Source organism: Roseovarius tibetensis (assembly GCF_050896375.1).
In the GTDB taxonomy this organism is placed as follows: domain Bacteria; phylum Pseudomonadota; class Alphaproteobacteria; order Rhodobacterales; family Rhodobacteraceae; genus Roseovarius; species Roseovarius tibetensis.
In genome coordinates, this window is the sequence record NZ_JBPBBB010000045.1 from 1 (window position 1) to 22,959 (window position 22,959).

The following is a 22,959-nucleotide window of genomic DNA, read 5'->3' on the forward strand; positions in this document are numbered from 1 at the left end:
CTGCCGCCAAGACCGCCGCCGATCCCGCCGAGCGCCCCGCCCAGCCAGTTGGCGAGCGGGCCGAGCACCGCCGAGCGTAGCGCGATGCGGGTGATGTCCTCGAGGATCGAATTGGCCAGATCCCGGAAATCCACCTTGCCTTTGGTGACCAGCGTCAGAAGCGCGTCCTCGGCCCCGCGAAAGGCACTGACCAGCGCGTCGCCGATCTGGCGGCCGGTCTCCATCGCGCGGGTGGCGTAATCATCCAGCCCCTCGCGTGCCCGGTCCCATCCCGATGCGGCCCGCTCGCCAGCCGCATCGATGGCGGCGCCGGCCTCAGTGGCCGCGGTCGCCGCGCGCCCGGCCGCGCCGCCGCTACCAGCGCCACCTGCTGCGCCATCCTCACCGCCTGCAACTGCGTCAAACGCTGCGCCAATGCCGGAGACGGCATCGGCCGCGCCCTCGGCCTCCTCCGAGGTCCGCGCCAACACCGCGCGGATCGCCTGCACGGACTCCAGCGGCCCCGTTGCCGCCGCGCTCAGCTCATCCGCAACGCCGCGCAGCGCCGTTTGCGTGGCGCGCGCGTCTTCGGCATACGCGCTCAGGCCAAGGTCCGGGATCCGGTAGTCCCGCTCGAATCCTCGCGTGAACGCCTCTGCCGCAGCACCGCCGGCTTTCCCTGCCGCCCCTGCAAAGCGGTTCTCGATTCCGGCAAAGCTGACATCATCGATCGCCCCGATACGCAGCCCGTCGTCCCCGACGGCCCAGGATGGCAGGGCGGAAAGGGCGGTATTGATACCCGAGATGAAGCGGTTCACGCGCCCGATCACCGCATTGAGCAACCGTTCCACGCCCCGCACCACCGCATTCGCCGCGGTGATCACCAAATCCCCCAGCACCGCCGGCAGATCTGACCAGATCTCGCGCACCGCCGCGAAGGCGCCTTGAAATGTGTTGATCATCAGCGACGCGCCGCGCGATACCGCGTCGAGGCTGGCCTGCACCCCCTCGACAACGCTGGCGCGGATCCCCGCCCACGCCGCGGCCACCGTCGCGCCGAGCGCTTGCGCACCAATGCCCATGCGGTCCCAGACCTCCGCGGCCACGCCGCGCAGCAGATCGAGCGCGCCCGAGAAACTCCCCGCGGCCTCGACCAGCCGGCCAAAGCGCAGGATCAGCTCCTGTGCGCCAATCACCAGGGCGACAAAGGGCAGCCGGATGAGCGCGCCGCGCAGCACTGCCAGCGCCGTGGCAAGACCGCGCACGCTGAAGGCCGCAGCAGTCAGCCCCGCAACAAAGCGCCCGGCCACGAGCCCCGCGACCGCGGCCAGCGTCGCGGCAAGCCGGTCGAGATTACCCAGCACCAGCTCGATAGCGCGACCCACCGGGCCGCTGCGCTCCGCGAGTGCGGCCATCGCATCGGCCGCGGCTTCCAGCGCCGGGGCCGCGGCGACCGCCAGCTGGTTGGCCAGCCCGCGCCAGATCAGCCCCAGCCGCGAGATCGCATCGTTGGTCCGCTCGATCTGGGCCGCATCCTGTTCGGAGACCACCACCCCGAAGGCGCGCATGTCCGCGGTCGCTTGGCGCAGCGTCGCGGTGTCGATCCGGCCCATGGCGATCGAACCTTCCTCGCCGAAAAGCTGACCCGCGACAGCGGCGCGCTCGGCAGCGGGGACGAACTCCTCGATGGCGGCGTTGATCGCCCCAACACGCTCGTCCAGCGGCAGGGCTATCAGTGTGGTGGCAGACAGGCCCAGCCGGTCGAGCGCATCGGCCGCCGGCCCGGTCCCGGCCGCCGCCTGGCTGAGCCGGCGCGTCAGATCCTTCGTCGCCTGCTCGATGCCCGACATCGAAATACCCGCCAGTTCGCCCGCGCGCTCCAGCGTCTGGATGCTTTCGACGGTGGTGCCCAGCGATTGCGCCAGCTTGGCTTGCGCATCGACGGCCTGCAGCCCGGAGCGGATCATGGCCGTGGCGGCGGTGGCCGCGGCGGCCGCCCCCGCCGCGGCCGCAATCCGCAGCCGGCGAAAGAACCGGTCGGCGCGCGCATTGGCCGCCTCCATTTCCGAGGTCAGCCGCTGGAAGGCGGTCGCGCCATCCGCGCCGATCCCCTTGAGTTCGGCCCGGACCTGCCGGCCGCCCTCGGCAGCCAGCCGCACTGTGACCTGTTTGACAGCACTGGTCATTGGGACTCCGATCCCTGTTGCCTGGTTTCTGGGGTATGGATGTTCACTGCGGGCGCTGCGCCCGGATCTGCGCGTTGAGCGCGCGCACCATCGCGGCCTCAATCACCGGAAGGAGCTCAACGGCTGCTCTTTGATCGAGCCCGCCGGCGTCCGCCATGGCCAGCACCGCGCCCATATCCCAGCCGACGACCGCGCCGCCCGAGACGCGCAGCTGGCCGGTGGCCTCGCGCGCGACATCCCAGGCCAGCAGGCCCTCGCGTGTCAGCGGCGCGTTTTGCCGCGCCGGGCAGGCGTCGCAGATTTGGCCGCAGTTGCCGCAGTATTCGGCGCCCCCGCCGAAGTGCCAGTCTGCGAGGGCGCCGAGGCGTTTTTTTCCTGTTCCAGATGCAGGCCCGGCGCCACGTAGCGCAGCTGGAACGCCTCGAAGATCGGCACGATCTCCAGAAGCGCGTCGAGCCCTTCGGGGGAAAGCTCGGCCGGCGCGTCGTCGGCATCGTGCACGCCCGTCCAGTCATCCACCGCCACGCGCGCCAGCGCCTTGGCGAGCGCGATGCCGCGCGCATTGGCGCTGGCCGCCTCGGGCAGATCCGCGAGGATCGGCTCCTCGCGGGCCCGGTTCATCAGCGAGGTGGTGATCGGGGCGACGCGCAGTTGCACGCCGTGCCCGAGATCGAGCCAGTCAGCGGCTTGGTTGAGGTCGAGACGGATCATCAGGTCCCTCCATGGGTTGCGACATCGTTGAGCAGCGCGACCTCGAGCATCACGCCGGCCGCATCGGCGGCGGCGCGCCACTCGAAGCTCGCCTCGACCCCGGCCGGGCCGGTGATCGAATACTTCGGCTTGGGCAGATGGACCTGCGGCAGGGTGAAGTTCAGCCCGTAGCCCGGCGCCATGGAAAAGCCGTAGACCAGCGCCACCGGATCGCCGCTGGCCGCCTCCGCGACCAGCGTCTCGCCATCAAAGCGCACGGTCAGCGACCCCTCGCAGGTCGCGAGCGTGGGATCCGCGCCATCGATCCGGCCATCCTCGCGAATGGAGCGCACCCGCTCGATGCCGTTGGAGAAGGTTAGCGAGCCGGCTGTCACACCCGCGAGCGGCGCGCCTGCGCGGCTGATACGCCCGCGCCCCTGGCTGAAGCGGCGCAGATCAAAGGCGGCGGGGTTGGGTTCCAGCGTGGTGCCTTCGGTCTCTTCACCTTGCGCCACCACCGAGACGGTGGCGTTGGCCGGCCCCTCCTGGCCCATCTGGAAGGACAGTTCTTCCAGCACCGCGCCTGCATGGCAAAAGAAGACCGGGTTTGTAAGTTTGGGATGCCCGATCTCGAGGAGAAAGGACGGCAGCGTGTCGGCCCCGCTGCGCCAGACATGGCGATATCCGCCGCCGGTCAGCGTCGGCGCCGAACGCGCGGAGGCCGAGGCGGCCAGCGTGAAGGCGTTGCCGTCCGGGCCGGGCGTGTCATGCGTGATGCCCAGCGCCGTGTCCTCTTCCACGGCATAGGTTGCCGCGGCGATGTCTGGATCGGTGGCGGCGTTCAGATCGGCGGCCAGCGCGGTGAGCGTGTCCGCCAGCGTGGCGCCGATCTCGGTCTCGTTCCCCGCCGCCACGCCGCCAACAAGGGTCCATGTCAGCCCGTTCAGCGTGAGCGTGGCGCCCGGGACGGGGTTGTCTGCAAAGCTGATCCGCCCCGTGGCCGCCTGCGGCGTCGTCGCGGGATCACCGAAGAGCGCCGTCATCCACCAGCCCGTGCCCTGCAAATCAAACGGGATCTCGAGCTGGCCCTCATCGGTGACCAGCCCGCGATAGGGCGCCTGCGCGTTGCGCCCCCGCCCCAGCAGCGGGTCATCGCCGAGCGGGATGCTCGCCGACAGATCCGCCGTCTTGAAATCGAGCTGGCGCACGGGGCCGGTAGTTGCGCCGCCGTACTGCGTCTCGCGCACGGCCTTGAGTGTGGCATCGGCGCCGTAGGCGCGTTGCTTGCCCATGGGCATTCTCCTGTGATGTCGGGATATGTCGTGTGGTTTTGGTGTCTGCGCGCACGGGGCGCGCTCAGCCGGTCAGCGGATCGGTGACCTGGTAGTCGAGCGTGACCGCGAGGGTGGCGGCCAGAAATGGCGCGCCGCCCTCCACCGGCACCGGCTGCAGCTCCGGCGCCGAGGGCGTCATCAGCTCGACGCGCCCGCCAAGGCTGTCATCCTGCGCCAGCGCGGCCCCGATGCGGGTGAGCAGCGCGTCGAGCGCCGCCTCCGGCGCACCGGGCGGCATGAACGCCTCGATCTCCACGCGGTGGCTGTACCACGCCCGCCACGGGCTCAGCGTCACATCGGGCTCGCCCGGAGTGCCGTCGCGCACGATCACCAGCCCGCCCGTCGGCACCCGCTCGGGCAGAACAGCGTTGCGCCGGACCTCGGCTCCTGCATGCGCGGCAAGCTGCGCCGTCAGCGCGGCAAGGATCGTCTCGCGGGTCGAGGGCATGGGGGCTCCTTGGGATGTAGTGAAGATCGAACCGACCGATGGCCTGGATATCGCGACTTGGCCTTGTTGGTCACAAAGCGGCCTGCCAAAGTCACACGAAAGATGATGTGAGGAACGATGAAACGGCATGGTCGACCGCGGCGCAGGACGCCGAAGCGCAAACGCCGACCACTTCGCGGCGGTGTTCTGATCCTCGGGCTCGTCGCCGTGGTGTTCCTGCTTGTCGATCGCAGCGGTATCGACCGCCTGCTCCCCGACGGCGGAGGAGGCGATGTCGTCCAGTCCGGCAGCGCCGATGCAAACGCCGAGGTCGACTTCAAGTTCCGACGCGAGACGTGAGCAAAAGCTCCGGGCATATTTTGTCAGGCATCGAACACTAGTTCAGTTCGCGTTTGCACATTCGTTTGAAGGCATCCTTGGTATAGGCAATGTCTGCTTCGTAGGCTTCCACTTCTTCTGCTGCGTGCACCAGTGGATCGGAAGCATATAAACAGTACTTTGGTGGGAGGGGCAAGTCGAGAGGGTGAGCATCAGCGCGCATTTTCTTTAATTTATTACAGACACTTGCATGATGTTTTTCGTGTGCCATAATTGAAGCTTGAATCACATCTGCAGCACAGCCAGTCATTTGTTGTTTCATCTGTATTTTGCATGTATCGCAGTCGGTTGAAGCCTGCACACTCGTATCGGTCGCACCCGTATTATCGGGTGTATTCTCAGGAGTTTCGTCATCAGCTCCAAGTTGCTCAACGACCCTGTCGACAGCGTCTTGTATGGTTATGTCGTGTGTTGCGAACAGTTCGGCAACGTCCTCCACCTCTTTTGCCCTCCATGCTTCTTTGTCAGGCATTGTGTCGGGGCGCGTGTAGACAATCGGGTTCGCATAAAAGTCGCGCATAATCCTCGAGTTTTCAATGCTTTCGCGCAGCTGATCCACAAAAAGCGGGCAGGCGCAGCGTGGATCCAAGCGCCCCATTTCAGAATATGCTTTTGTCAGTGATGCACTCCCACGCACACCGTCACCGTCCGCCCATGCAGACTGACCACCTACCGCCGTTCCAAAAGCCCAGCTAAGAGACATTTTTTCTTGCGACGTCAGGTTCAGTTTCCATGCTACATAAGCGATGCCTCGGAAAGGAATTTGCACGCCGTAAGAACCATCTGACTGTCGTGACATACGTTTCACCGCTCCGGTTTCCGGCGCTCCGAAGCCCGTGAGTACGATTTCTTCGCCGCAGCCCTCGACAGTAAGGCTGAAATCCTGACCCGCTGGACCACCACCCGGTCCTTGGACCGTCATCGTTTGGCCCATCTCCATGCGCCATTCGCCCTCACGGGGCATGTTACAAGTCTCTTGGGCACTCACCAGCCCGGAACTCAATACAAGATAAATCAATGCGAAACGGACTTGCTTGCAGGACATCCTTTATCCCCTCATGAGCAATTGCTTGAAGTCACATCATTCGTTGATCCAGCATCTTTTCCCTACAAAGATCACCCAAATCGGCGGAATCGTCAATCGACTTGCCGCCGAGCGCCTGTGTTCGTCGCGATCACAGGCCCAACTTCCACCGATGCCACTTTTGCTAAAGACAACTCTACAGAAGCAGAGAACGGGTGGAATGTCCGCAACGAGGTCACGCAAGCCGCCCTTCCACCCAATTCGCCACGATCAACCCGGGCACGCTGTTGTGCGCGCGCTCGGCGTCCCGGTCGAGGTCGAGCCTCTTGGGCAGCTTGACCTGTGGGACCAGCAGGAAGATCGGCACTGTGGCGCGGCCGCGTCCGGTCTTTGATCGCGAGGCCACGCCGAGGCCGCGGTTGTTTAGACGACCATCGGCCACGAGCAGGCTCGGTCCGGACCGGCGATAGACGAAGCGCAGACGCAGACCGCGCCGGCGCTCCCATTCACCGGGGGTGATTTTTCCGCCTCGCCGGCCACGGCCGGCAGCGGGCAGCGGGATCGTCAGCCAGAACCCGTCCTTCGAGCGGATCAGCGGGCCGGTGTCGTGCGCGCTGACGATGTCCGGCGCGTTCGACCAAACCAGCGCGGCGGCGTTCAGGCTGGGTTGGCCCTTCGGGTATTGCGCCGAGCGGATGGTGCGGGACAGACGCTGGCCGAGCCCCGAGCCGGTTATCTGCCCACGCCAGGCGGTCTTGAGGCTGGTGCCGGCCTCGCGCGTGGCGGCGGAGACGGCCTTTTCGCCCGCGGCGATCTCTGCGGCCATCATGGTGACCAGGTCCGGTGTGACGTCGAGTTTCAGTTTCATGCCGGCCTCAGATCTATTGTCCAGACCAGCCGCTCGCGATCACGCACCGGCTCGCCCTGGATAAGGAAGGCCTCGCCGTCGATCTCGAGGCGATCACCCGGGCGCGGATTGGCTACCTCGGCGACGCGCAGATCAACGCGCGTGGTTTCCGACCAGATTCGGGCGTCGCCGAAGCCGGTGGTGTCGTCCGCGCGCCGCGCGACCACCCGGACGAGAACAGGTGCGCCGCCGCCGGCCGTGTAGACGGCATCGCGGCCCATGTTCGGATCGCCGAAGAGCGTGTCGATGGCCTCTGCGAAGAGTGACATCATCAGCCGTCAGTTCGAGCTGTGCACGCGGATCGCCAGGCGCGGGCGCTTGTTGACCGGCAGGATCGAGCTTTCCGTCATCAGATCGATCCAGCGGCCCTTGGCGTCGATCATCTGGCGCGCATAGAGCGGCAGCCCGACGGTATTGGCGGTCTCCAGCAGGTTGGCCGGCCCGCCATATGTGGTGAAGGTGTCAAACGTGCCCATCGGGAAGGCGATGCCCTCGCCCGCGGGGATCAGGCGTTCCGAGGTGCCGTTGGAAAGCGTGACCGAGCCGTTGTATTCCTCAAAGAGGATCCCGGCGAAGGGAAAGGCGCGGCGCATGTCGTCGCGCAGGGGCTGGCCGCCGGTGGCCGAGTAGAACTTGTAGGCGTCCTCGGTCTTGGGATGGCTGATCAGCTTGTCGAAGAATTCCGAGCTGACCAGCGCATGCGCGGTGGTCATGGTCTCGCCCAGAAGATTGTCCTCGATCCCGCGCAGGGTCTCACGGACCTTGGCCTGGATATTGGTGCCGGCCGTGCCGAACACGAAGTCGACCGAGATGCGGGTGAGCCCGAACTCGGTGAAGTAGTCGTAGAGCGTGGTACCCGCGCCATCCTTCACGATGCCGCGCAGGGCGTTCATCTCCATGTATTCGCGGGTCTGGGCATGCTTGCGGCGCATCAGCGTCAGCTTGTGGTTCATCACCTCGACCAGCGGATCTGCTGCGTCCGAGACACCGAGCGCGGGCATGCCCTGGATATCGGCGGGCAGGATGACGTCGTCATGCGGGATCCACGGCAGGGCGAAGCTGCGCATCGAGCGCTGCTCGCGGTCGCCAACCGTGGCGGGCGCGCCGAGCGGGACCGAGGGCAGCAGGCTGAGGACGCCCTCGCGCTGCTCGATGACGATGGATCGTTGCGTAACGCCTTGATACCGAAAGAGGCCCATCTGGCCGAGGCGGGTGTAGAGATTGGGCAGGATATTGATGGCCTGCGTCATCTCGGCGAGCGAATAGCCGCCCGCGTCGAACGGGTTGCGGGTGAGGGTCATGGCAGATCTCCGGAGGAAGGATAAAGGGAGGCGTGCCGGGCCGAGCATTCACGGCACGGTTGCAGTGATCAGGCGGTATCGCGAACAACAATGCCGAGGGCTGTCAGCTGGCTGATCTTGGTGGCAATCTTGGCGGCGTCGTCGACGGAGGCGTCATAGGCGAGGGCCGCGCGCGACACGATCGCGGGCCCGCGCACGACCACCACCCCGACGGCATCGGCGAGGGTCGCATCCACGGCGTAGAGCAGCACGGCGGCCGCGCTCTGCGCGCCATCGGTGCCACCGGAGGTGGCCAGCTTGTACTTGCCGCTGGCGGTGATGCGCCCCAGCACCGAGCCGACGGGATAGGCGGTACCGGCGAGCAGCGGCACGGTCTCACGGGTGTAGTTCGGGTTGACCTCGTATTTGAGGACGTCGCCCATCGTGGGCGGTTGGGTGAGAGTGGTCATGTCGGAGATCCTTCAGGTCCATGCGGGAGGGGTCCCCGCCGGGATGGTGCGACGGGGATTCGTTGGGTGGTCGGATGTCGGGCGGTCTGGCGCGGCTCTGCCCGCGGTGCGTCAGCCGCTCTTGCTCGCGGCCGCATCCCGCTTTGCTGCGGCCACGAGCGGGCTTTCCGGCTTCTGCGGCAGGGCGGGCGACGGCGGTGCGGCGACGACATCGCGCGCATCGGCGGCGGCACTGGCGCGCTCGAGCACGAGACTGCGCAGCGCCTCGGGTGTGGTGCCTTCGCGCAGCGCCTTCGCGGCATCGATAGCGATGCCGAGGCGGCCAGCCTGTGCGGCGATTTCGGTGATCTCCGCCGCCTCCTGGCGCAGCCGCGCCGAGACCTCGGCCAGATTGCCGGGCTGCGCGGCGGGCGCTTGTGATGCCGGTGCGATTGCAGGCGGTGCTGCGGCGTCGGTTTCCGGTGCGGCGTTGGTGGCTTCGGAGGGTTTGTCGCCAGCAGCAAGGTCAGCGCTGGTATCGGCCGTATCCTCCTGTTGCGCATCACGGGCCTCCTCCTCTTGGGTCGTGGTCTCCTGGTTGGGGGCGTGGGCCATAGCGGTCTCCTTTCGAGGGTTGGGAAGGGATGCGCGTTGAACGCGGGGAAGATTGGCGGTCGGCATTTGCGCCACCATCTGCCGGAAGGCAGTAAAGCCGCCGCCGAGATCGATAATTTCATCAGCGAGACCCGCCGCGACGGCGTCTGCGCCCCGATAGGTGGCGGCTTCGGTGGCCAGCGCAGCCTCCTGGCTCAGCCGCCCGGCGCGCCCGGCTGCCACGGTCTCGGCGAACAGGAACCGCAGCACGTCGATCTCGCGCTGGATGTCGTCCTGCACATCGCCGGCCAACGGGGCGTAGGGGTTGCCGTCCACCTTGTGCTGGCCGGAATGGACAAGCGTGACCTGCACGCCGTCCTGATCGAGCTGGCCGCTGAGATCGGCATGCATCACAACAACCCCGATGCTGCCCACCGCGCCGGTGCGCGGCAAAAGGATGCGGTCCGCCTGGCTGGCCAGCGCATAGCCGGCCGAGAAGGTGTGCTCGGCGACGAACGCCCAGACCGGCTTGTCGCGCCGCAGGGCGCGGATTCGGTCGGCCAGGTCGAACACGCCGGCCACCTCGCCGCCGAAGCTGTCGATCTCCAACGCTACAGCGTGCACCGACGGGTCGCTGGCGGCCGCCTCGACCTGCGCAGCGATCCCCTCATAGCTGGTTTGACCCGAAGACTCCCCGATCCAACTGCCGCGATGAATGAGCACTCCGGAGATCTCGATCACGGCGATACCATCGATCACCGGGAAAGGCGCCTCGCCGTGCTGGCGATAGCTGTCGGTCAGCCCACCGGCGAGGATGCTGGCGCGCACGGGGAGAGCCGCGGTGCCGGGCACGTCGACCGTGCTGTCGTGATCCGCCAGTTCGACCCGCCGCCCGAGAACCCGCGGCCCCAGACCGGACAGAAAAGCCATGGCCTTGGATGGCTCGACCAGCAGCGGCGTGTTGAAGGCGCGCGCGGCAATGCGGGCATGGAGCATCAGGGGAGGTCCTCGTCTGCACGCGGTCGGTCCTCCGCGGTGTCATCTGTATCGTCGCTGTTGGTCACGTCGTTGTCCGCGTTTTCGCCTGGTACCGCCTCAGATGCGCCCTGCACCGGTGAGCCCGGCCGGCGGAAATCGAGACCGAGCTCACGTTCGCGGGCATGTTCCGCGGCGATCTCGCGATCGACCTGCTCGGCGTCATAGCCGCGCTCGGAAATGGCCTGTGTGCGGGATTTGAGCCCGGCCTCGATCTGGGCGATCTCGGCATTGGCGTCCTTGAGGGGATCCACCCAGTCCCACTTGGTGGGCAGCCAGTCGGCCGCCACCAGCCGGGACCGGTTGGCCTCGTAATCCGGCAGGGTCAGCGCGCCTGACAGCACCGCGGCATCCATCCAGCGCGCGTACACCGGCCGGCAAAGCTGGTAGACCATCACCGAATGCTGCCAGGCCGAGACACGCCGGCGAAACTCGATCAGCGCCAGCCGCGAGTTGGAGAAGTTGCCCTTCACCATGTCATTGGCGAGATAGGGGTACGGGATGCCGAGGGCGGCCGAGATCTGCAGCAGCGTGCGGTACTGGAAGGGCTCGTAGGTCGCCCCGCTGTCGGCGGGCTGGCCCACGGTGACATCCTCGCCCGGATCGAGCCGCACGATCTGGCCGGGGCTGATCTCGAGTCCGGCCCCGCTGTCCTCGTCCTCGGGCGGCCCGAGCGGGTTTTCCGGCGCGGGAGAGGTGACGAACATCGCATACATCGCCGCGACCTTCTTCCGGTCGAGCTCGGCATCGTCGTACTGATCCAGCAGGAACAGCTTCACGATCGCCGGTGCCAGCTTTGACACCCCGCGCAGCTGCCCGCCCTCGACCGGATCGATCACGTGGATCACCTCCGCGGCCGGCACCCGCGTAAGTTCGCCCGCGAGCCCCGGCTCGGTGCTGTCACCGGGATGGCGGCGCAGGAAATGATAGGCGACACGCCGGCCGATCCGGTCGAACTCGATCCCCTGCCGGATGACATTGCCGTTCGCAGCAACAGCGCTCTTCTCCAGCGGCAGCATCTCCGCGGGCAGCATCTGCAACTGCAGCGGCACGGTCAGCCCGTCTTCCGAGCGCCGGGGCCGGATCCGGAAAAACACCTCGCCGGCGATGAAGACCTCGCGCGCCGCGCGGCGCTGCAGCCCGTAGAAGTCAGTCAGCCCTTCGGCATCGGCCTCGTCGGTCCAGTCGAGCCAGAGCCGCTGCAGCTCTTCCTTGCGCGCCGGATCGGAAATCCTGGAGATCGGCTTGATGCCATCACCCGCGGTATTCGCGGCCCAGCTTTCTACCGCGTTCACCGCATAGCCGTTATTGCGCACCAGCCAGCGCGCGCGCGCGGTGATGTCGGGCCCCGAGGCCGCGACCAGCGCGTTGACATGTGCGCGCGTGGCCCGAAACCCGCGCAGGCGGCGGTGGTGCTGGCCCGCATCGAACCCGCCGATGAAGGCCCCGAGGCGCTGCCGCCAGTTCATCACAGGTCCTTCACGGCATGGGGCCGAAAGATACGCCCAGCGCCACGTTCCATGGAAGCAATCCGGCGCTCGATATCGGCAATGGCTGCTGCCATTTCCGCGTCCGAGCCATAGGTGACGCTCTTGCCGTCATAGCTGACGCTGCGGGTGCCGCTGTAGCGCGCCGCCAGCAGCGCGCTGTGGCGGGCCTTGAGATCATCGAGGGTCATCATCATTCCATGTATTTGGGCGTGCTGACGCGCCAGCCGCGCCGGCGCGGTGTGGTCACCCGCCCGGCTTGCGGCTCGGACGGGGTCTCGCTCGCCTCGGTCGGGGCCGTGGGCTGTGCTGTTTCCACCCCGGCCTGTGTCTCCAGCTGCCGCCACATCCGCTCATCGAACCGGTCGGCCCCGAGGATCCAGGCCGCGGCGCGGGCATAGACGCGGGTGTCCAGTGCCTCGTTGCGTTCGCGCAGCTTCTGCCATTCCTGGCGCGCGTAGCCGCGCTTGTTGCGGATCGTGACCAGCTGCTCGGCCACCAGTTGCTTGAGCCATTCGCTGTCAGCCCAGCCCGGCAGATGGACCGTGCCGGGCGGGTCAGGCATGCCATTGGCGCGCTCTTCGTCGCTCGGCGTCTCCAGCCGCAGATGGCGATAGGTCTCGGCCTTGAAGGTGGCCGTGGCCACGGTCCAGAGCCGGGCTCCGCGCTTGAGCTTGCGCCCGTTCACCGTGGCGTCAACGAAGGTTGGGCCTGAGACCGGCGTCGCGCGATTGAACCCTTCCATGCCCTTGACCGGGGCGACCTGTGCCGTGCCCTGCTGACGCGCCCAGGCATAAACGGCCGCAGACTCGTAGCCGGTATCGATCGCGAGCTTCGCCAGCGTCATCACAGCACCGTGCTCATGTACCCATGTCCGGCCCAAAAGCGCCGTCAGCTTGTCCCAGCAGGCCGGATCATCCGGCCCTCCGGGGATCACGATGTGATCGACCAGCCAGCTGGTTCCGCCGCGGCCCCAGGCCCAGACATCGACCTCGATCCGGTCCTTCTGGACATCCGCGCCCGCGGTCAGGAACAGCCCGCCCGCAGGGATCTGCGCCGGGAAGGTCTCGCGGCGGTCCGCCAGCCGCTGCCAGTCTGGCGCTTCGCCGCGCTCGACCCATGTCTCACCCAGCAGCGTGTTGCGTGCCGCGCGCAGCATCTCCTCGGAGCCTTGCGCGGCCAGCCACTCCTTTGCGATCTGCGCCCAGCTCTTCCAGCCGATCGGTGAATAGAGCGCCGAGAGGTGGAACCCGATGGCCCGGGGATCGGCGGGCACAGCCGTCGCCCGCCATTCCCCGTTCTTCAGCATCGCCGTCTTGTGATGCTCGGCAATCGGCGTCTCGCAGCCCGCGCAGGTATACGCGGCGGTGTCTGGCTGGTCCTTTTCCCAGCGCAGGCGCTCGAACTGCAGCCATTGCATATGGCCGCAATGCGGGCATGGCACGAAGTAGCGCCGCTGATCGCTGGCCTCGAACTCGCGCTCGATGCGGGACAACCCCCGGATCGTCGGCGTCGAGACCATGAACACCTTGCGCCGATGCGCGAAGGTCGTTGTCCGGGCCTCAGCCAGCGTGACCGGGTCACCTTCCTCGTCGGCCGAGGCCGGATAGGCGTCGACCTCGTCGAGAAAGATGTAGCGCGCCGGCATCGAGCGCAGGCCCGTTGCCGAGTTGGCCCCCGTCAGCACGAGGATGCCGCCGGGGAACTCCTTGGACAGCATCGAGTTGCCCGCGTCGCGCGAGCGCGCAGGCTGCACGCGTTCCTTCAGCGCGGCGCTGTCCGCGATCAGCGGGTCGATCCGACCGCGCGACGACCGCTTGGCCATCTCGACGGTGGGCAACACGGCCAGCATCGGCCCCGGCGCGTGATGGATCACGAACCCGATCCAGTTGTTTCCCGCCTCGGTGGCGCCCACCTGCGCGGCCTTCATGAAGCTGACGCGCTGTGCGGGATGGCCCGGCGAGAGCGCATCCATGATCTCGCGCAGATACGGCGTGCGTGCGGTGCGGTAGCGCCCGGGCTCGGCCGAGGCGCGCGAGGACAGCCAGCGATGTGCATCCGCCCATGCCGAGACTGTGAGATCCGCGTCGGGGCGCACGCCGCGCCGCCAGGCGCGCAGGATGTCCTCGGCGCCGTCGAACCCGAGATCGAGGTCCGCGGTCAGGTCGTCGTTGGTCAGTCCCTCGTCATGATCTCCGTCATTCAAGCGAGACCCGGAGGTCGGCCAGGGCGTCGAGCTGCTCTCGGACATGGGTTTCCAGCACCCTCTGCAGGATCGCCGTCTCGATCGTCACGGGCGTCCCGGATGCGGTCTCCATATCGGCGGACAATTGCGCGGCCATCAGCGCGGCTACGCGCGTGGGCTAGGTGATCCAGACATCGCGCTCCTGCCGGGCCAGTCGAAACACCAGCGTCTCGGCGCGGGCCCGATCGACCAGCGCGCCCTTCTTGCACTGGATGGCGATCTGCTTGTCCTGCGCCATGTAGACGGTCAGCGCGGTGCGGGCTTTCAGATAGGACGCGCTGTCGCCCGGGCCCGAGACGGCACTGCCCTCGACGCTGTTGCTGGCGGCGCCGCCCCGCGCGCGTATTTGCTGATCCGGATCGGTCATCCCGCCCCGCCGCGCATCAGAGGCCGCGGCATCGATCGAACCATCGGCGAACAGCACCAATCGGCTGGCCTTGCGTGCCTTCTGCACCGCGCCGCGCGAGAGCCCGGCATGGGCGGCATAGGCGCGTTCGGACATACCTTCCATGGCACTGTGATCGCCTTCAAGACATTGAAACTAAACGCGGAAAATCGTCTATTTCAGTTGATTACACTCTCCGATCGAGCGACTCTGATCCCCACGAGGCGGCGGCATCGCGCCCTGCCAGGCAAAGGATCGGAGACAGCATCATGAGCATCGCTCAACGTTACAACGCCGAGGCAGCCCGCCTGCTGCCGCACATGGCCGACAGCCTGGCCGTCGAGCCGACCCTCACAACCGCGAACGAGATCGACGAGATCGTGTTCCGCCGCAGCGAATTCCTCGGCGGCATGGCCTGCGCCATCCTCGCCATGATCGAACAGCAGGATGGAGACACCGCATGACCGCCATCACCACAATCCGCATCGATCACGACACGCTGCCCGACCGGTTTTATCGCAAGCACCCCGACGCCGTCGCTGACGCCATCGAGGCCGTGCTGCGCGACAATGGCATCACCGCCGAGGCGTCGGACGTGATCTCGCATCTCAAGATCGAATTGCCGACTACTCAGCTTGCCGCCGCCAGCACCGTGCTGGCCGGGATGGGGCTGATCTGATCGGATGAGCAGAACGCAATCTTATGATCCTGATTTGCCTACACTTTCCGACCTGCCAGAGCGATTGTGATGACACCCAAACGATGCAACTCACACAACGGAGCCACGCCATGACCAGCCCGAACCCGCAAACCACGCCCCGCCACGAACTGCGCGCCGAGAAGGCACGTAGGAACAAGCAAGCCGCATTGAACACCTTCGTCGCAAAGAAGGCCGAAATCGACGCGCGGCTCGCCCGCCTGCAGGCCCTCAGCGACGACCACTTCAACTGCCACCCCGACGAGGTGGGCTGGGCCATGGTCGGCACGCTCGAGCACTACAACGGCTTGCTCAAGCGCATCACAGACAGCGCTTTCGGCGAGGGCGAATACGCCCGCTAGTTTTTCCAATCCCGGAGGAGGGTGCGGCCTGCCTTCGCGGCGGGCTTCACCCGGTAGGAGGCTGCGCAATCCCGCGCCGCCCTGTCAGAACCGGAGGTCCTCATGCTCAAACTCACCGATACCCAGACCATCGTCCTCAATCGCGCGGCCACGCGCCCCGGCAATCTGGCCATGCCACTGCCCGACGGGCTGCACGGGGCCGCCGCGAAGAAAGCCGTGGCCGCGATGATCTCGCGCGGCTGGCTCCAAGAGGTCGAGGCGGAGCTGCGCCGCGGTGATCCACTTTGGCGCGAGACCGGCGATGGCCATGGCACCACGCTGGTCGCAACCGAAGCCGGGCTCAAGGTGATCGGGGTCGAGCCGGTCGTGGCCAGCACTGTGCACAATCCTCGCAAGGCCAGGCCGGATCCCGCGCCGACGTCCGAAGCTCCCGATGCCCCGAAACCCGTCGCCGTCCGGGTGGGCACAAAACAGGCCAAGATCATCGCGCTGCTTCAGCGGCCCGAGGGGGCGTCCATTGGTGAGATCGTCGAGGCGACCGGCTGGCAAGGACATTCGGCCAGAGGCATGATCTCCGGGGCGCTCAAGAAGAAGCTGGGCCTGCCTGTCACTGCAGAAAAGCTTGATGGCCGCGGTACCGTGTACAAAATCGATCCGGCCTGATCCCGCGCGTTACCGCCAGTGCTCGAACAGCCTGCGCAGCGCGTAGCCGCGGATCAACGAGATCCCGGTGAACAGCGCGCCGATGGCCAGGTTTTCGCCGAGGCTCGCCTGCAGACCGAACCACGGAAACACCATGATCTGCATCGCCACGGCCAGCGCATAGCCGACAATGACATTGGTAACGGATTCGACGAGAGACATGCGCCGCGTCTGCCTCATTCGTCTCACGCCGAGGCCTTCGATTCATCGAGGATGCGCTGTGCGATCCGGCCCACATTGACGATGATGCACGCGCTTTTGCCTGATGCGATCAAGAGCGCGTCGTCATTGGTGTGTTGAACAAATTCGCAACGGCTCCCTGTTCCGGGCCCGTCCTCAAACGGAAGGATCAGCCAGAGTACACCGTCGCAGTCGCACAGCTGATTGACGCTGGTGCACAGGAATGGCGACAGATGCTCCTGCACGAGGCCAAATGCGGTCTTTGGCCCATGGCCGATCCTGCGCAATTCCTGTGCTGCAGCGATTGCCACGACGTCACGCCAGCTATACCAGCGATCCTTTCCCGGCTCCGGCATATGCTCAGGACGATACCCGTCACGCGATATGGCCTGGTTCAGGTCATCACGCCGGATCGGTACCGTGCGCAGCAGATCGCCAGTTCGCCACTGCATGATCTTGCTGGTCATGTCTTCGGTCTTCCCGTTTCATCAACCATCTCGCCTCGGCCAGCTAGCTGAGCTCTTCTCCCCGTCGCAGTCTCCCAGCGCCGTACGGCGACGTCGCAATAGGCCGGATCGAGATCGATCGCGAAACAGCGCCTCCCTGTGCGTTCCGCGGCGACCAGCTGGGTGCCGGAGCCGCAGAAGGGCTCGTAGATGAGGTCGCCCGGATCGGTGAAGGCCGCCAGGACCGCTTCGACGAGCGCCACAGGGAACACGGCGGGGTGCGATCCGGCCGCGCCCAGCCCGCCCTTGTGGCGCATGATGCGGAACACGCTGTCGGGGATGCGGTGGCTCTGGATCGCGTTGCCGGTGCCGGTTTTGGCCCTGACATGGCCTTCTGTAGTGCGCAGCCCACCGCCGCCCAGCGTCTCGCCCGCATGTTTGCTCTCCACTGTCTTGTGCGGCTTTCGCGGCTGGCGGTTGAAGTGGAAGATGAACTCATGTGACGGCGCGAGGCGGCCGTTCCAGTCGCCGGGCAATCCGGGCCCCTGGTCCCAGACATACCAACCGAAGCGCCGCCAGCCAGAGCTGCGCATCCATTCCACCCAGCGCTCCCAATAGGGAAACCACTCGCCATCCCGATGGACGAGGCCGAGATTGACCAACAGCTGGGCCGCGTCGGTGACCGGCGCCACGGCGAAAACGCACTGCATCAGTGCGTCCCAATCGCCGACCGTCTCCTTCGCTGCGCCATAGTCGCGCTGCTGGGCATAGGGTGGCGAGGTGAACATCAGCGACGCCTGCGCGCCCTCCATCAGCCTGGTCACGACATCCGCGTTAGTGGCATCGCCGCAGATCAGGCGATGATTGCCCAGCGCCCAGATATCGCCGGGCTGCGTGATGGGCTCGGCCGGGGGTTCGGGGATGGTGTCGGCGGCCTCAATAGCGATTGGCGTGCGATCGTCATCAGCGCTATCCGCATCCTTGAGCAGCGCCTCCAGCTCGTCCTCAGGGATGCCGATCAGCCCCAGGTCGAAATCCTCGGCCATCAGCCCGCGCAGCTCTTCCAGCAGCAGCGCCTCGTTCCAGCCGCCCAGCTCGGTCAACTTGTTATCCGCGATGCGATACGCCCGGCGCTGCGCCTCGCTCAGATGGCTCAGCACGATCACCGGCGCCTCCGCCAGTCCCAGCTGTGCCGCGGCCAGGACACGGCCATGGCCCGCGATCAGCTCGCCATCGTCACCAACCAGGCAGGGCACTGTCCAGCCGAACTCGGCCATGCTCGCGGAAATCCGCGCCACCTGATCGGCGTCATGGGTCTTGGCGTTGCGGGCATAGGGCTTGAGCCGTTCAAGCGGCCAGAACGCGATCTGGCTCGGACGCATCTGCACTGTCATGCCGCGAGCCTCCTGGCCTTCAGCGCGGCGAAGCTCTCACCGGTTTCCACCAGCAACGCATCCGTGCCGGTGAAGGACTGCCAGCGCTCGATGGCGACATCGACATAGGCCGGGTCGAGCTCGATGCCGTAGCAGATCCGGCCGGTCGTCTCGGCCGCGATCAGCGTGGTGCCGGATCCCATGAAGGGTTCAAACACGGCCTGCCCGTGGTTGGAGTTGTTCAGGATCGGGCGGCGCATGCACTCCACGGGCTTCTGGGTGCCGTGCACCGTTTCGCTGTCCTGATCCTTGCTCGCGATCTGCCACAGGGTCGTCTGCTTGCGATCGCCGGCCCAGTGACCCTTGCCCTTGGCGCGCACGGCATACCAGCAGGGCTCGTGCTGCCAGTGGTAGTCGCCGCGGCTGAGCACCAGCCGATCCTTGGCCCAGATGATCTGCGACCGGATGGCGAACCCCGACGCGGTCAGCGACTCCGCCACCTCGGCCGCATGCAGCGCACCGTGCCAGACATAGGCGACATCACCCGGAAACAGGGCCCATGCCTCCCGCCAGTCGGCACGGTCGTCATTGAGCACCTTGCCGGTGCGCTTGGTCTTCGCGGCGCCCGCCTGGTTACGCCAGGCAGGGTCATAGGCCACGCCATAGGGCGGGTCAGTGACCATCAGCAGCGGCTTTACATCGCCCAGCAACGTCCCGACCACATCGGCCGACGTGCTGTCGCCGCAGATCAGCCGGTGATCCCCCAGCTGCCAGAGATCGCCCGTCACAGAGACCGGCGTGGCCGGCGCCTCGGGCACGTCATCCTCGCCCTCCACCGGACCCTCGCCGCCCTGCGCCTCGGGATCCTGCAGGAGGGCCTCGAGCTCGGCCTCGCCGATCCCCAGCAGCGACAGGTCGAAATCGTCGGCCAGCAGCCCCGCGATCTCGTCGCGCAGCATGGCTTCGTCCCAGTCGCCGAGTTCGGTCAATTTGTTGTCCGCGATCCGGTACGCCCGGCGCTCGGCCTCATCCAGATGGCTGAGCCGGATCACCGGCACCTCGGTCAGCCCGAGCATGGTGGCAGCCAGTACCCGGCCATGCCCGGCGATCAGCTCGCCATCGTCGGCGACCATGCAGGGCACGGTCCAGCCGAACTGCGCCATGCTGGCGGCAATCCGCGCCACCTGGTCGTCGCCGTGCATCTTGGCATTGCGGGCATAGGGGCGCAGCCGGTCAATCGGCCACGCCTCGATCTCGCTTGGCGCGAAGACAAGATCCATGGGTGTTCTCTGCTGTGGTGAAAGGCGGACAGACGAAGACGCGCGACCAGACCGGTCGGCGACAGCATCAAAATCTGCGATGTCGGGAAAAAGCAAAACGCTCTCGAGGGGTGTCCTCCGGGCGCAATTCTTCGATTGTTAAGGGGTACGTCAAGGGGGCTAGAAATGTCAAAGGGTTTTTTGCATTTGAATCAACACTTTCCGTGAAAAGCGCCGTGACAGGCCTGCAAGGGGCATTCCGGGGTGGCTTCCGGCCGAGTGGATTCCGGCCAGGTGGCTTCCCTGGATTCCTCCGAGGAATCCACCTTGCCAGCGGGGCCATCGGCTAAGCTGCTGATAATGAGTCAGAAATCCGAGTCGAGCCGATGAGGTGGATTCCAAGTGGATTCCCCGGTGAGGAATCCAGTCGCTAGCGAAATCGCGCGCTCAGCCCCCCCGTATACGATCAGGGCCTCGGAGGAACCGTGGGACGGGGGGTGCAAGCTATCCGTCGGGCCGAGGTGCGGTAGTCACCGAAGCGGCCGCTCGGGCTTGATGCGGCGAAAGACCGGTGTCAGGCGCAGAGCTGGGACAAGCCGCGCCGCGTGATCGCCAAGATCGAATGGCATCCGGGCGAGTTGTTCCAGCGTGTGGGCTTTACCGTCACCAATCTGCCGATGGAGCCAGACTGGGTGGTGCGGCTCTACAACCGGCGCGGCACGGCCGAGCAGCACATCAAGGAAGGCAAATACGCCTTCCATTGGACGCGGCTGTCGTGCAGGCGGTTCCGCGACAACGAGGTCCGGCTGCACCTGCACGCGCTGGCCTACAATCTGGCCACTTTCCTGCGCTGCATCGAACTGCCCGAGGAAATGGCCGACTGGTCGCTCACCAGCCTGCAACTCAAGCTGATCAAAATCGGGGCGCGCGTCATGCGTCATGCCCGCGCCATCACCTTCCAACTGGCCGAAGTCGCCGTCACCGGCCCGATAGTGCGCGCCGTCCTCGCCGCTAGCCGCAGATTGCGAGCGTCACCGTCATGCGCATGACTGCGAGCCACACCCATACTGAACGAAAGCGGCAGGACAGGTCTGTCCGCTGTGCTGAACAATGCTGCTGCCGGGCAAGCACGCTGCGGATTCGTGGCCCGATCCACCCGGATCCAGCTGTCTGCGCGACTGCACACGGCGTTCAGGGCAAAAAACGATTGATCAAAGGGCAAAATCAGGCGACCTTGATGTCAGATGTCAGATGGCAGACCACGTAGGGCATGTCGGGTTTTATGGTTTTTCGAAGATTAAGAACGCTGGCTAACGGCGGCAATTCATATGCTGAAGTTAAGCTGTTGGAGAGCGCTATTTCTGGCGATTTGTGTATCGCGGAAATAGACGAAGCTCTGTTTAAAGGGGTGGACATAAATTGTGCATGGGTAAAAAGCCCTACCATAGGGAGTGCCGACCAAACACCTTTAATTACATATTGTTCATCCTTGCAGGCAAAATCTGAAGTGGTTGAGCATCTTTTAGCCCGCGGCGCTAATGCCAATATAAAAGCAAAGTATGGGCATACAGCACTTTCTTTACTGACTTCTGGTCGATTCTCTGTGGACCGCATAAAGATATTGAGAGCTTTAATTGCGGCTGGTGCAAGACCTGACAGTGTAAACGCTAGCGGTGAAACCCCGCTTCACTGTCTCGCCCGCACAGGGTCGATTGAAGAGATAACCTGCTTGCTTGAAGTCAGTTCTAAACGGTTAGTGAATTACGCGAAGTACGTTCCCAATGGTAAGGGATACGCCCCACTACACTGCGCAGTATCCGCATCAGGCGGTCCGCCGGGACAGTCCCGTGTGCCCGTAATTAAACTACTCATCGAATACGGGGCAGATATAAATCAAAAGACTAAAGGCGAGACACAAAAAACTCCGCTTGAGCTTGCAAAAGGGGAACTGGAAGAAAGCGAATCTGCTAGTGCAATGTATCAGGAAGACCCTCATTGGCTAAAGAGGCAAAAAAAAGATAAGAAAGAAATGGTGGGCTTAATACGATCCCTTGGAGCTAATCAGTCAGAAATGAAGTAAAATTAATGGATTCTTTTTGAATCCTTTTTAATTTTATCTATTAGCCGAACGAATTATATCGATAGGATAATAATCGCCATTCTTTTCAACGAATGCGAGACTACATGTTCGCCTGAGAGAGGGCGACCCGTCTCACCGAAGTTCGACAGCAAATCGGCTAAAGCATCCCGCCTTTAGCCTGAGACATATCCGAGGAAAAGGAAGAGAATTGCCCGGCAGGGCGGAGAAAGACGGGCTGATGCATGACCGGAGGCTATGTGATGATCCAGCCGGCCAGGAATATCCCGATGCCTAAGGCGGCGAATTTCCAGATGACGGCCAATGGGGCGAGAATGGCCTGGATCCAGCGATTGCCGTCGGTTCGCCCCGCGATCTTGTAAGGCGCCTCGTAGCGTATGCCATTGACGTAGAAGAAGTCGTCGATACCCTCTGCGAGGGAAATGGCCCTTGGCAAGCCTGTCCACCTCAGGATGAAAAGCAGCCCTATGAGCATACCTGATGGGAGGTAAAGAATCACCGCGCCAAGAACGCCACCGATCATCAGCATGATAACGAAAGTCATTCATTCACCTCGTGTCGGAGACATTGTCGGGTTCATTAATTGCCCGGTCAGGCGGGGTGAGCTTCGGCCTTCAGAGGGTATTCGGTTTTTATCGCTACGTGAAGCACCTGGTGCGCCTTGGCCTCTGCGACCTCGTGGGTGTAGCCACCTGTGCCGGCTCGTGCGCCGCGGGCCGTCGCGCCCGCGGAAAACATCCCTGAAGACCTCGCAGTGTTCACCCCTTGGTCTCAAGTTTCAAGTGCGACGGTTGATCTGATGGCCGCGAGTTCTTCGGCCATGGCTTCGGCTGGAGTGTTCCATCCCAGCGTTTTTCGCGGTCGGTCGTTCATGAGGCGGGCGACGTCGTTCAGGGCGGTCTGACTGAGGCCGCCGAGGTCGGTGCCCTTGGGGAAGAACTGGCGGAGCAGGCCGTTGGTGTTCTCGTTCGAGCCGCGCTGCCACGGGGCATGCGGATCGCAAAACCAGATGTCGATCTTCAGGCGGAGCGCCAGGTCGGGATCAGGGGAGTGGGACACAACGACATCTACGACAGCGAGGAATTCGTTGCCGCAATGGACACGGCTCTGGGTCTCATTGAAGAGCGAACCGAGTCGCATGAGTAAGTGTCAGGCGCCATCTCCGACAGTCGCCGTGGAGACCGGGCCGGCTCTCGCCACCCTGCACCGTGCGCCCCGTTCCAAGTCGCTTCACCACAGGTCAAGACGGCGCATAGTGGTCCTGCAAAGTCGCGAACGAAAAGTCCCTGATGGAAACGTGATCGGGCCGATATCAATAACTATTACGACTGCGCCGCAACACGTCAGGGGAATCGCAGTTGGCTTTTAGGCTCTGAGCTGACCCTCTTGCTGCCGGGCTCGTGATGGATTCTGGGTAGGGA

25 protein-coding genes and 3 pseudogenes are annotated in these 22,959 nt (G+C 65.1%); 7 read left to right on the forward strand and 21 right to left on the reverse strand.

Annotated features, from left to right (window positions below):
• The 5 genes from ACROSR_RS17500 to ACROSR_RS17520 all read right to left on the reverse strand — a co-directional run.
• Positions 1–2,165: phage tail tape measure C-terminal domain-containing protein (locus ACROSR_RS17500; protein ID WP_432687187.1), on the reverse strand; the 2,165-nt coding region annotated here is incomplete at its 3' end.
• Between the two features lie 43 nt (positions 2,166–2,208).
• On the reverse strand, positions 2,209–2,466 hold the full coding sequence (locus ACROSR_RS17505) for a DUF7697 family protein (protein WP_432687209.1): 258 nt from the start codon (positions 2,464–2,466) through the stop codon (positions 2,209–2,211).
• Positions 2,427–2,876, reverse strand: a complete 450-nt coding sequence (locus ACROSR_RS17510) for a hypothetical protein (RefSeq protein ID WP_432687188.1) — start codon at positions 2,874–2,876, stop codon at positions 2,427–2,429. The genes ACROSR_RS17505 and ACROSR_RS17510 overlap by 40 nt, the downstream gene beginning before the upstream one ends.
• The gene (locus ACROSR_RS17515; protein WP_432687189.1) at positions 2,876–4,147 is read right to left on the reverse strand and encodes a phage tail tube protein; all 1,272 of its coding nucleotides are present in this window, start codon (positions 4,145–4,147) and stop codon (positions 2,876–2,878) included. The genes ACROSR_RS17510 and ACROSR_RS17515 overlap by 1 nt, the downstream gene beginning before the upstream one ends.
• Before the next feature lie 64 nt (positions 4,148–4,211).
• Complete coding sequence (locus ACROSR_RS17520; RefSeq protein WP_432687190.1) at positions 4,212–4,637, reverse strand: acyl-CoA transferase; 426 nt, start codon at positions 4,635–4,637, stop codon at positions 4,212–4,214.
• Positions 4,638–4,754: 117 nt separating this feature from the next.
• Between ACROSR_RS17520 and ACROSR_RS17525 the strand changes: the two genes are divergently transcribed.
• On the forward strand, positions 4,755–4,976 hold the full coding sequence (locus tag ACROSR_RS17525; RefSeq protein ID WP_432687191.1) for a hypothetical protein: 222 nt from the start codon (positions 4,755–4,757) through the stop codon (positions 4,974–4,976).
• Positions 4,977–5,013: 37 nt separating this feature from the next.
• Here the strand turns inward: ACROSR_RS17525 and ACROSR_RS17530 are convergent, their stop codons facing one another.
• The 10 genes and pseudogenes from ACROSR_RS17530 to ACROSR_RS17575 all read right to left on the reverse strand — a co-directional run bounded on the left by ACROSR_RS17530 (position 5,014) and on the right by ACROSR_RS17575 (position 14,547).
• Positions 5,014–5,979 carry a hypothetical protein gene (locus tag ACROSR_RS17530; protein WP_432687192.1) on the reverse strand — a complete coding sequence of 322 codons (966 nt, stop codon included), beginning with the start codon at positions 5,977–5,979 and terminating at the stop codon, positions 5,014–5,016.
• Positions 5,980–6,274: 295 nt separating this feature from the next.
• A complete protein-coding gene (locus tag ACROSR_RS17535) occupies positions 6,275–6,907 on the reverse strand; it encodes a DUF6441 family protein (protein WP_432687193.1) in 633 nt (210 codons plus the stop codon).
• Positions 6,904–7,215 carry a head-tail joining protein gene (locus tag ACROSR_RS17540; protein ID WP_432687210.1) on the reverse strand — a complete coding sequence of 104 codons (312 nt, stop codon included), beginning with the start codon at positions 7,213–7,215 and terminating at the stop codon, positions 6,904–6,906. The genes ACROSR_RS17535 and ACROSR_RS17540 overlap by 4 nt, the downstream gene beginning before the upstream one ends.
• 9 nt (positions 7,216–7,224) lie before the next feature.
• Positions 7,225–8,247: a major capsid protein gene (locus ACROSR_RS17545; RefSeq protein ID WP_432687194.1), complete on the reverse strand. Its 1,023-nt coding sequence runs from the start codon at positions 8,245–8,247 to the stop codon at positions 7,225–7,227.
• Between the two features lie 68 nt (positions 8,248–8,315).
• On the reverse strand, positions 8,316–8,696 hold the full coding sequence (locus ACROSR_RS17550) for a head decoration protein (protein WP_432687195.1): 381 nt from the start codon (positions 8,694–8,696) through the stop codon (positions 8,316–8,318).
• A 111-nt stretch (positions 8,697–8,807) separates the two neighbouring features.
• The gene (locus ACROSR_RS17555) at positions 8,808–10,265 is read right to left on the reverse strand and encodes a S49 family peptidase (RefSeq protein WP_432687196.1); all 1,458 of its coding nucleotides are present in this window, start codon (positions 10,263–10,265) and stop codon (positions 8,808–8,810) included.
• A complete protein-coding gene (locus ACROSR_RS17560; RefSeq protein WP_432687197.1) occupies positions 10,265–11,773 on the reverse strand; it encodes a phage portal protein in 1,509 nt (502 codons plus the stop codon). Before ACROSR_RS17560 ends, ACROSR_RS17555 begins: the two co-directional genes overlap by 1 nt.
• A complete protein-coding gene (locus tag ACROSR_RS17565) occupies positions 11,773–11,982 on the reverse strand; it encodes a phage head-tail joining protein (protein WP_432687198.1) in 210 nt (69 codons plus the stop codon). Before ACROSR_RS17565 ends, ACROSR_RS17560 begins: the two co-directional genes overlap by 1 nt.
• A 2-nt stretch (positions 11,983–11,984) precedes the next feature.
• Positions 11,985–14,042, reverse strand: a complete 2,058-nt coding sequence (locus tag ACROSR_RS17570; RefSeq protein ID WP_432687199.1) for a phage terminase large subunit family protein — start codon at positions 14,040–14,042, stop codon at positions 11,985–11,987.
• Positions 13,990–14,547: pseudogene (locus tag ACROSR_RS17575) on the reverse strand (hypothetical protein). Before ACROSR_RS17575 ends, ACROSR_RS17570 begins: the two are co-directional and overlap by 53 nt.
• A gap of 143 nt (positions 14,548–14,690) precedes the next feature.
• On the opposite strand from ACROSR_RS17575, the gene ACROSR_RS17580 reads away from it, so the two are divergent.
• The 4 genes from ACROSR_RS17580 to ACROSR_RS17595 all read left to right on the forward strand — a co-directional run bounded on the left by ACROSR_RS17580 (position 14,691) and on the right by ACROSR_RS17595 (position 16,143).
• Complete coding sequence (locus ACROSR_RS17580) at positions 14,691–14,885, forward strand: hypothetical protein (protein ID WP_432687200.1); 195 nt, start codon at positions 14,691–14,693, stop codon at positions 14,883–14,885.
• Positions 14,882–15,100: a hypothetical protein gene (locus tag ACROSR_RS17585; protein WP_432687201.1), complete on the forward strand. Its 219-nt coding sequence runs from the start codon at positions 14,882–14,884 to the stop codon at positions 15,098–15,100. The genes ACROSR_RS17580 and ACROSR_RS17585 overlap by 4 nt, the downstream gene beginning before the upstream one ends.
• 110 nt (positions 15,101–15,210) lie before the next feature.
• Positions 15,211–15,480 carry a hypothetical protein gene (locus ACROSR_RS17590; protein WP_432687202.1) on the forward strand — a complete coding sequence of 90 codons (270 nt, stop codon included), beginning with the start codon at positions 15,211–15,213 and terminating at the stop codon, positions 15,478–15,480.
• 102 nt (positions 15,481–15,582) lie between these two features.
• Complete coding sequence (locus ACROSR_RS17595) at positions 15,583–16,143, forward strand: DUF3489 domain-containing protein (RefSeq protein WP_432687203.1); 561 nt, start codon at positions 15,583–15,585, stop codon at positions 16,141–16,143.
• A 9-nt stretch (positions 16,144–16,152) separates the two neighbouring features.
• Here ACROSR_RS17595 and ACROSR_RS17600 read toward each other — a convergent pair whose 3' ends face one another.
• Genes ACROSR_RS17600 through ACROSR_RS17615 form a run of 4 tightly spaced genes read right to left on the reverse strand, consistent with a single transcriptional unit; the run spans position 16,153 to position 19,461 of the window.
• A complete protein-coding gene (locus tag ACROSR_RS17600) occupies positions 16,153–16,362 on the reverse strand; it encodes a DUF7220 family protein (RefSeq protein WP_432687211.1) in 210 nt (69 codons plus the stop codon).
• A 5-nt stretch (positions 16,363–16,367) separates the two neighbouring features.
• The gene (locus ACROSR_RS17605) at positions 16,368–16,829 is read right to left on the reverse strand and encodes a hypothetical protein (protein WP_432687204.1); all 462 of its coding nucleotides are present in this window, start codon (positions 16,827–16,829) and stop codon (positions 16,368–16,370) included.
• A complete protein-coding gene (locus ACROSR_RS17610) occupies positions 16,826–18,202 on the reverse strand; it encodes a site-specific DNA-methyltransferase (protein WP_432687205.1) in 1,377 nt (458 codons plus the stop codon). Before ACROSR_RS17610 ends, ACROSR_RS17605 begins: the two co-directional genes overlap by 4 nt.
• Entirely contained in the window at positions 18,199–19,461 is a 1,263-nt protein-coding gene (locus tag ACROSR_RS17615; RefSeq protein WP_432687206.1) for a site-specific DNA-methyltransferase, read from the reverse strand. Before ACROSR_RS17615 ends, ACROSR_RS17610 begins: the two co-directional genes overlap by 4 nt.
• 554 nt (positions 19,462–20,015) lie before the next feature.
• Here ACROSR_RS17615 and ACROSR_RS17620 point away from each other — a divergent pair.
• Together ACROSR_RS17620 and ACROSR_RS17625 are read left to right on the forward strand one after the other, a co-directional pair.
• Positions 20,016–20,489 (forward strand): annotated as a pseudogene (locus ACROSR_RS17620) (transposase); the annotation flags it as partial.
• A 221-nt stretch (positions 20,490–20,710) separates the two neighbouring features.
• Positions 20,711–21,520, forward strand: a complete 810-nt coding sequence (locus ACROSR_RS17625; RefSeq protein ID WP_432687207.1) for an ankyrin repeat domain-containing protein — start codon at positions 20,711–20,713, stop codon at positions 21,518–21,520.
• A gap of 253 nt (positions 21,521–21,773) precedes the next feature.
• Here ACROSR_RS17625 and ACROSR_RS17630 read toward each other — a convergent pair whose 3' ends face one another.
• Both ACROSR_RS17630 and ACROSR_RS17635 read right to left on the reverse strand, forming a co-directional pair.
• Positions 21,774–22,082 carry a hypothetical protein gene (locus ACROSR_RS17630; protein WP_432687208.1) on the reverse strand — a complete coding sequence of 103 codons (309 nt, stop codon included), beginning with the start codon at positions 22,080–22,082 and terminating at the stop codon, positions 21,774–21,776.
• Positions 22,083–22,309: 227 nt separating this feature from the next.
• Positions 22,310–22,564 (reverse strand): annotated as a pseudogene (locus tag ACROSR_RS17635) (IS30 family transposase); the annotation flags it as partial.
• Positions 22,565–22,959: the final 395 nt, after the last annotated feature.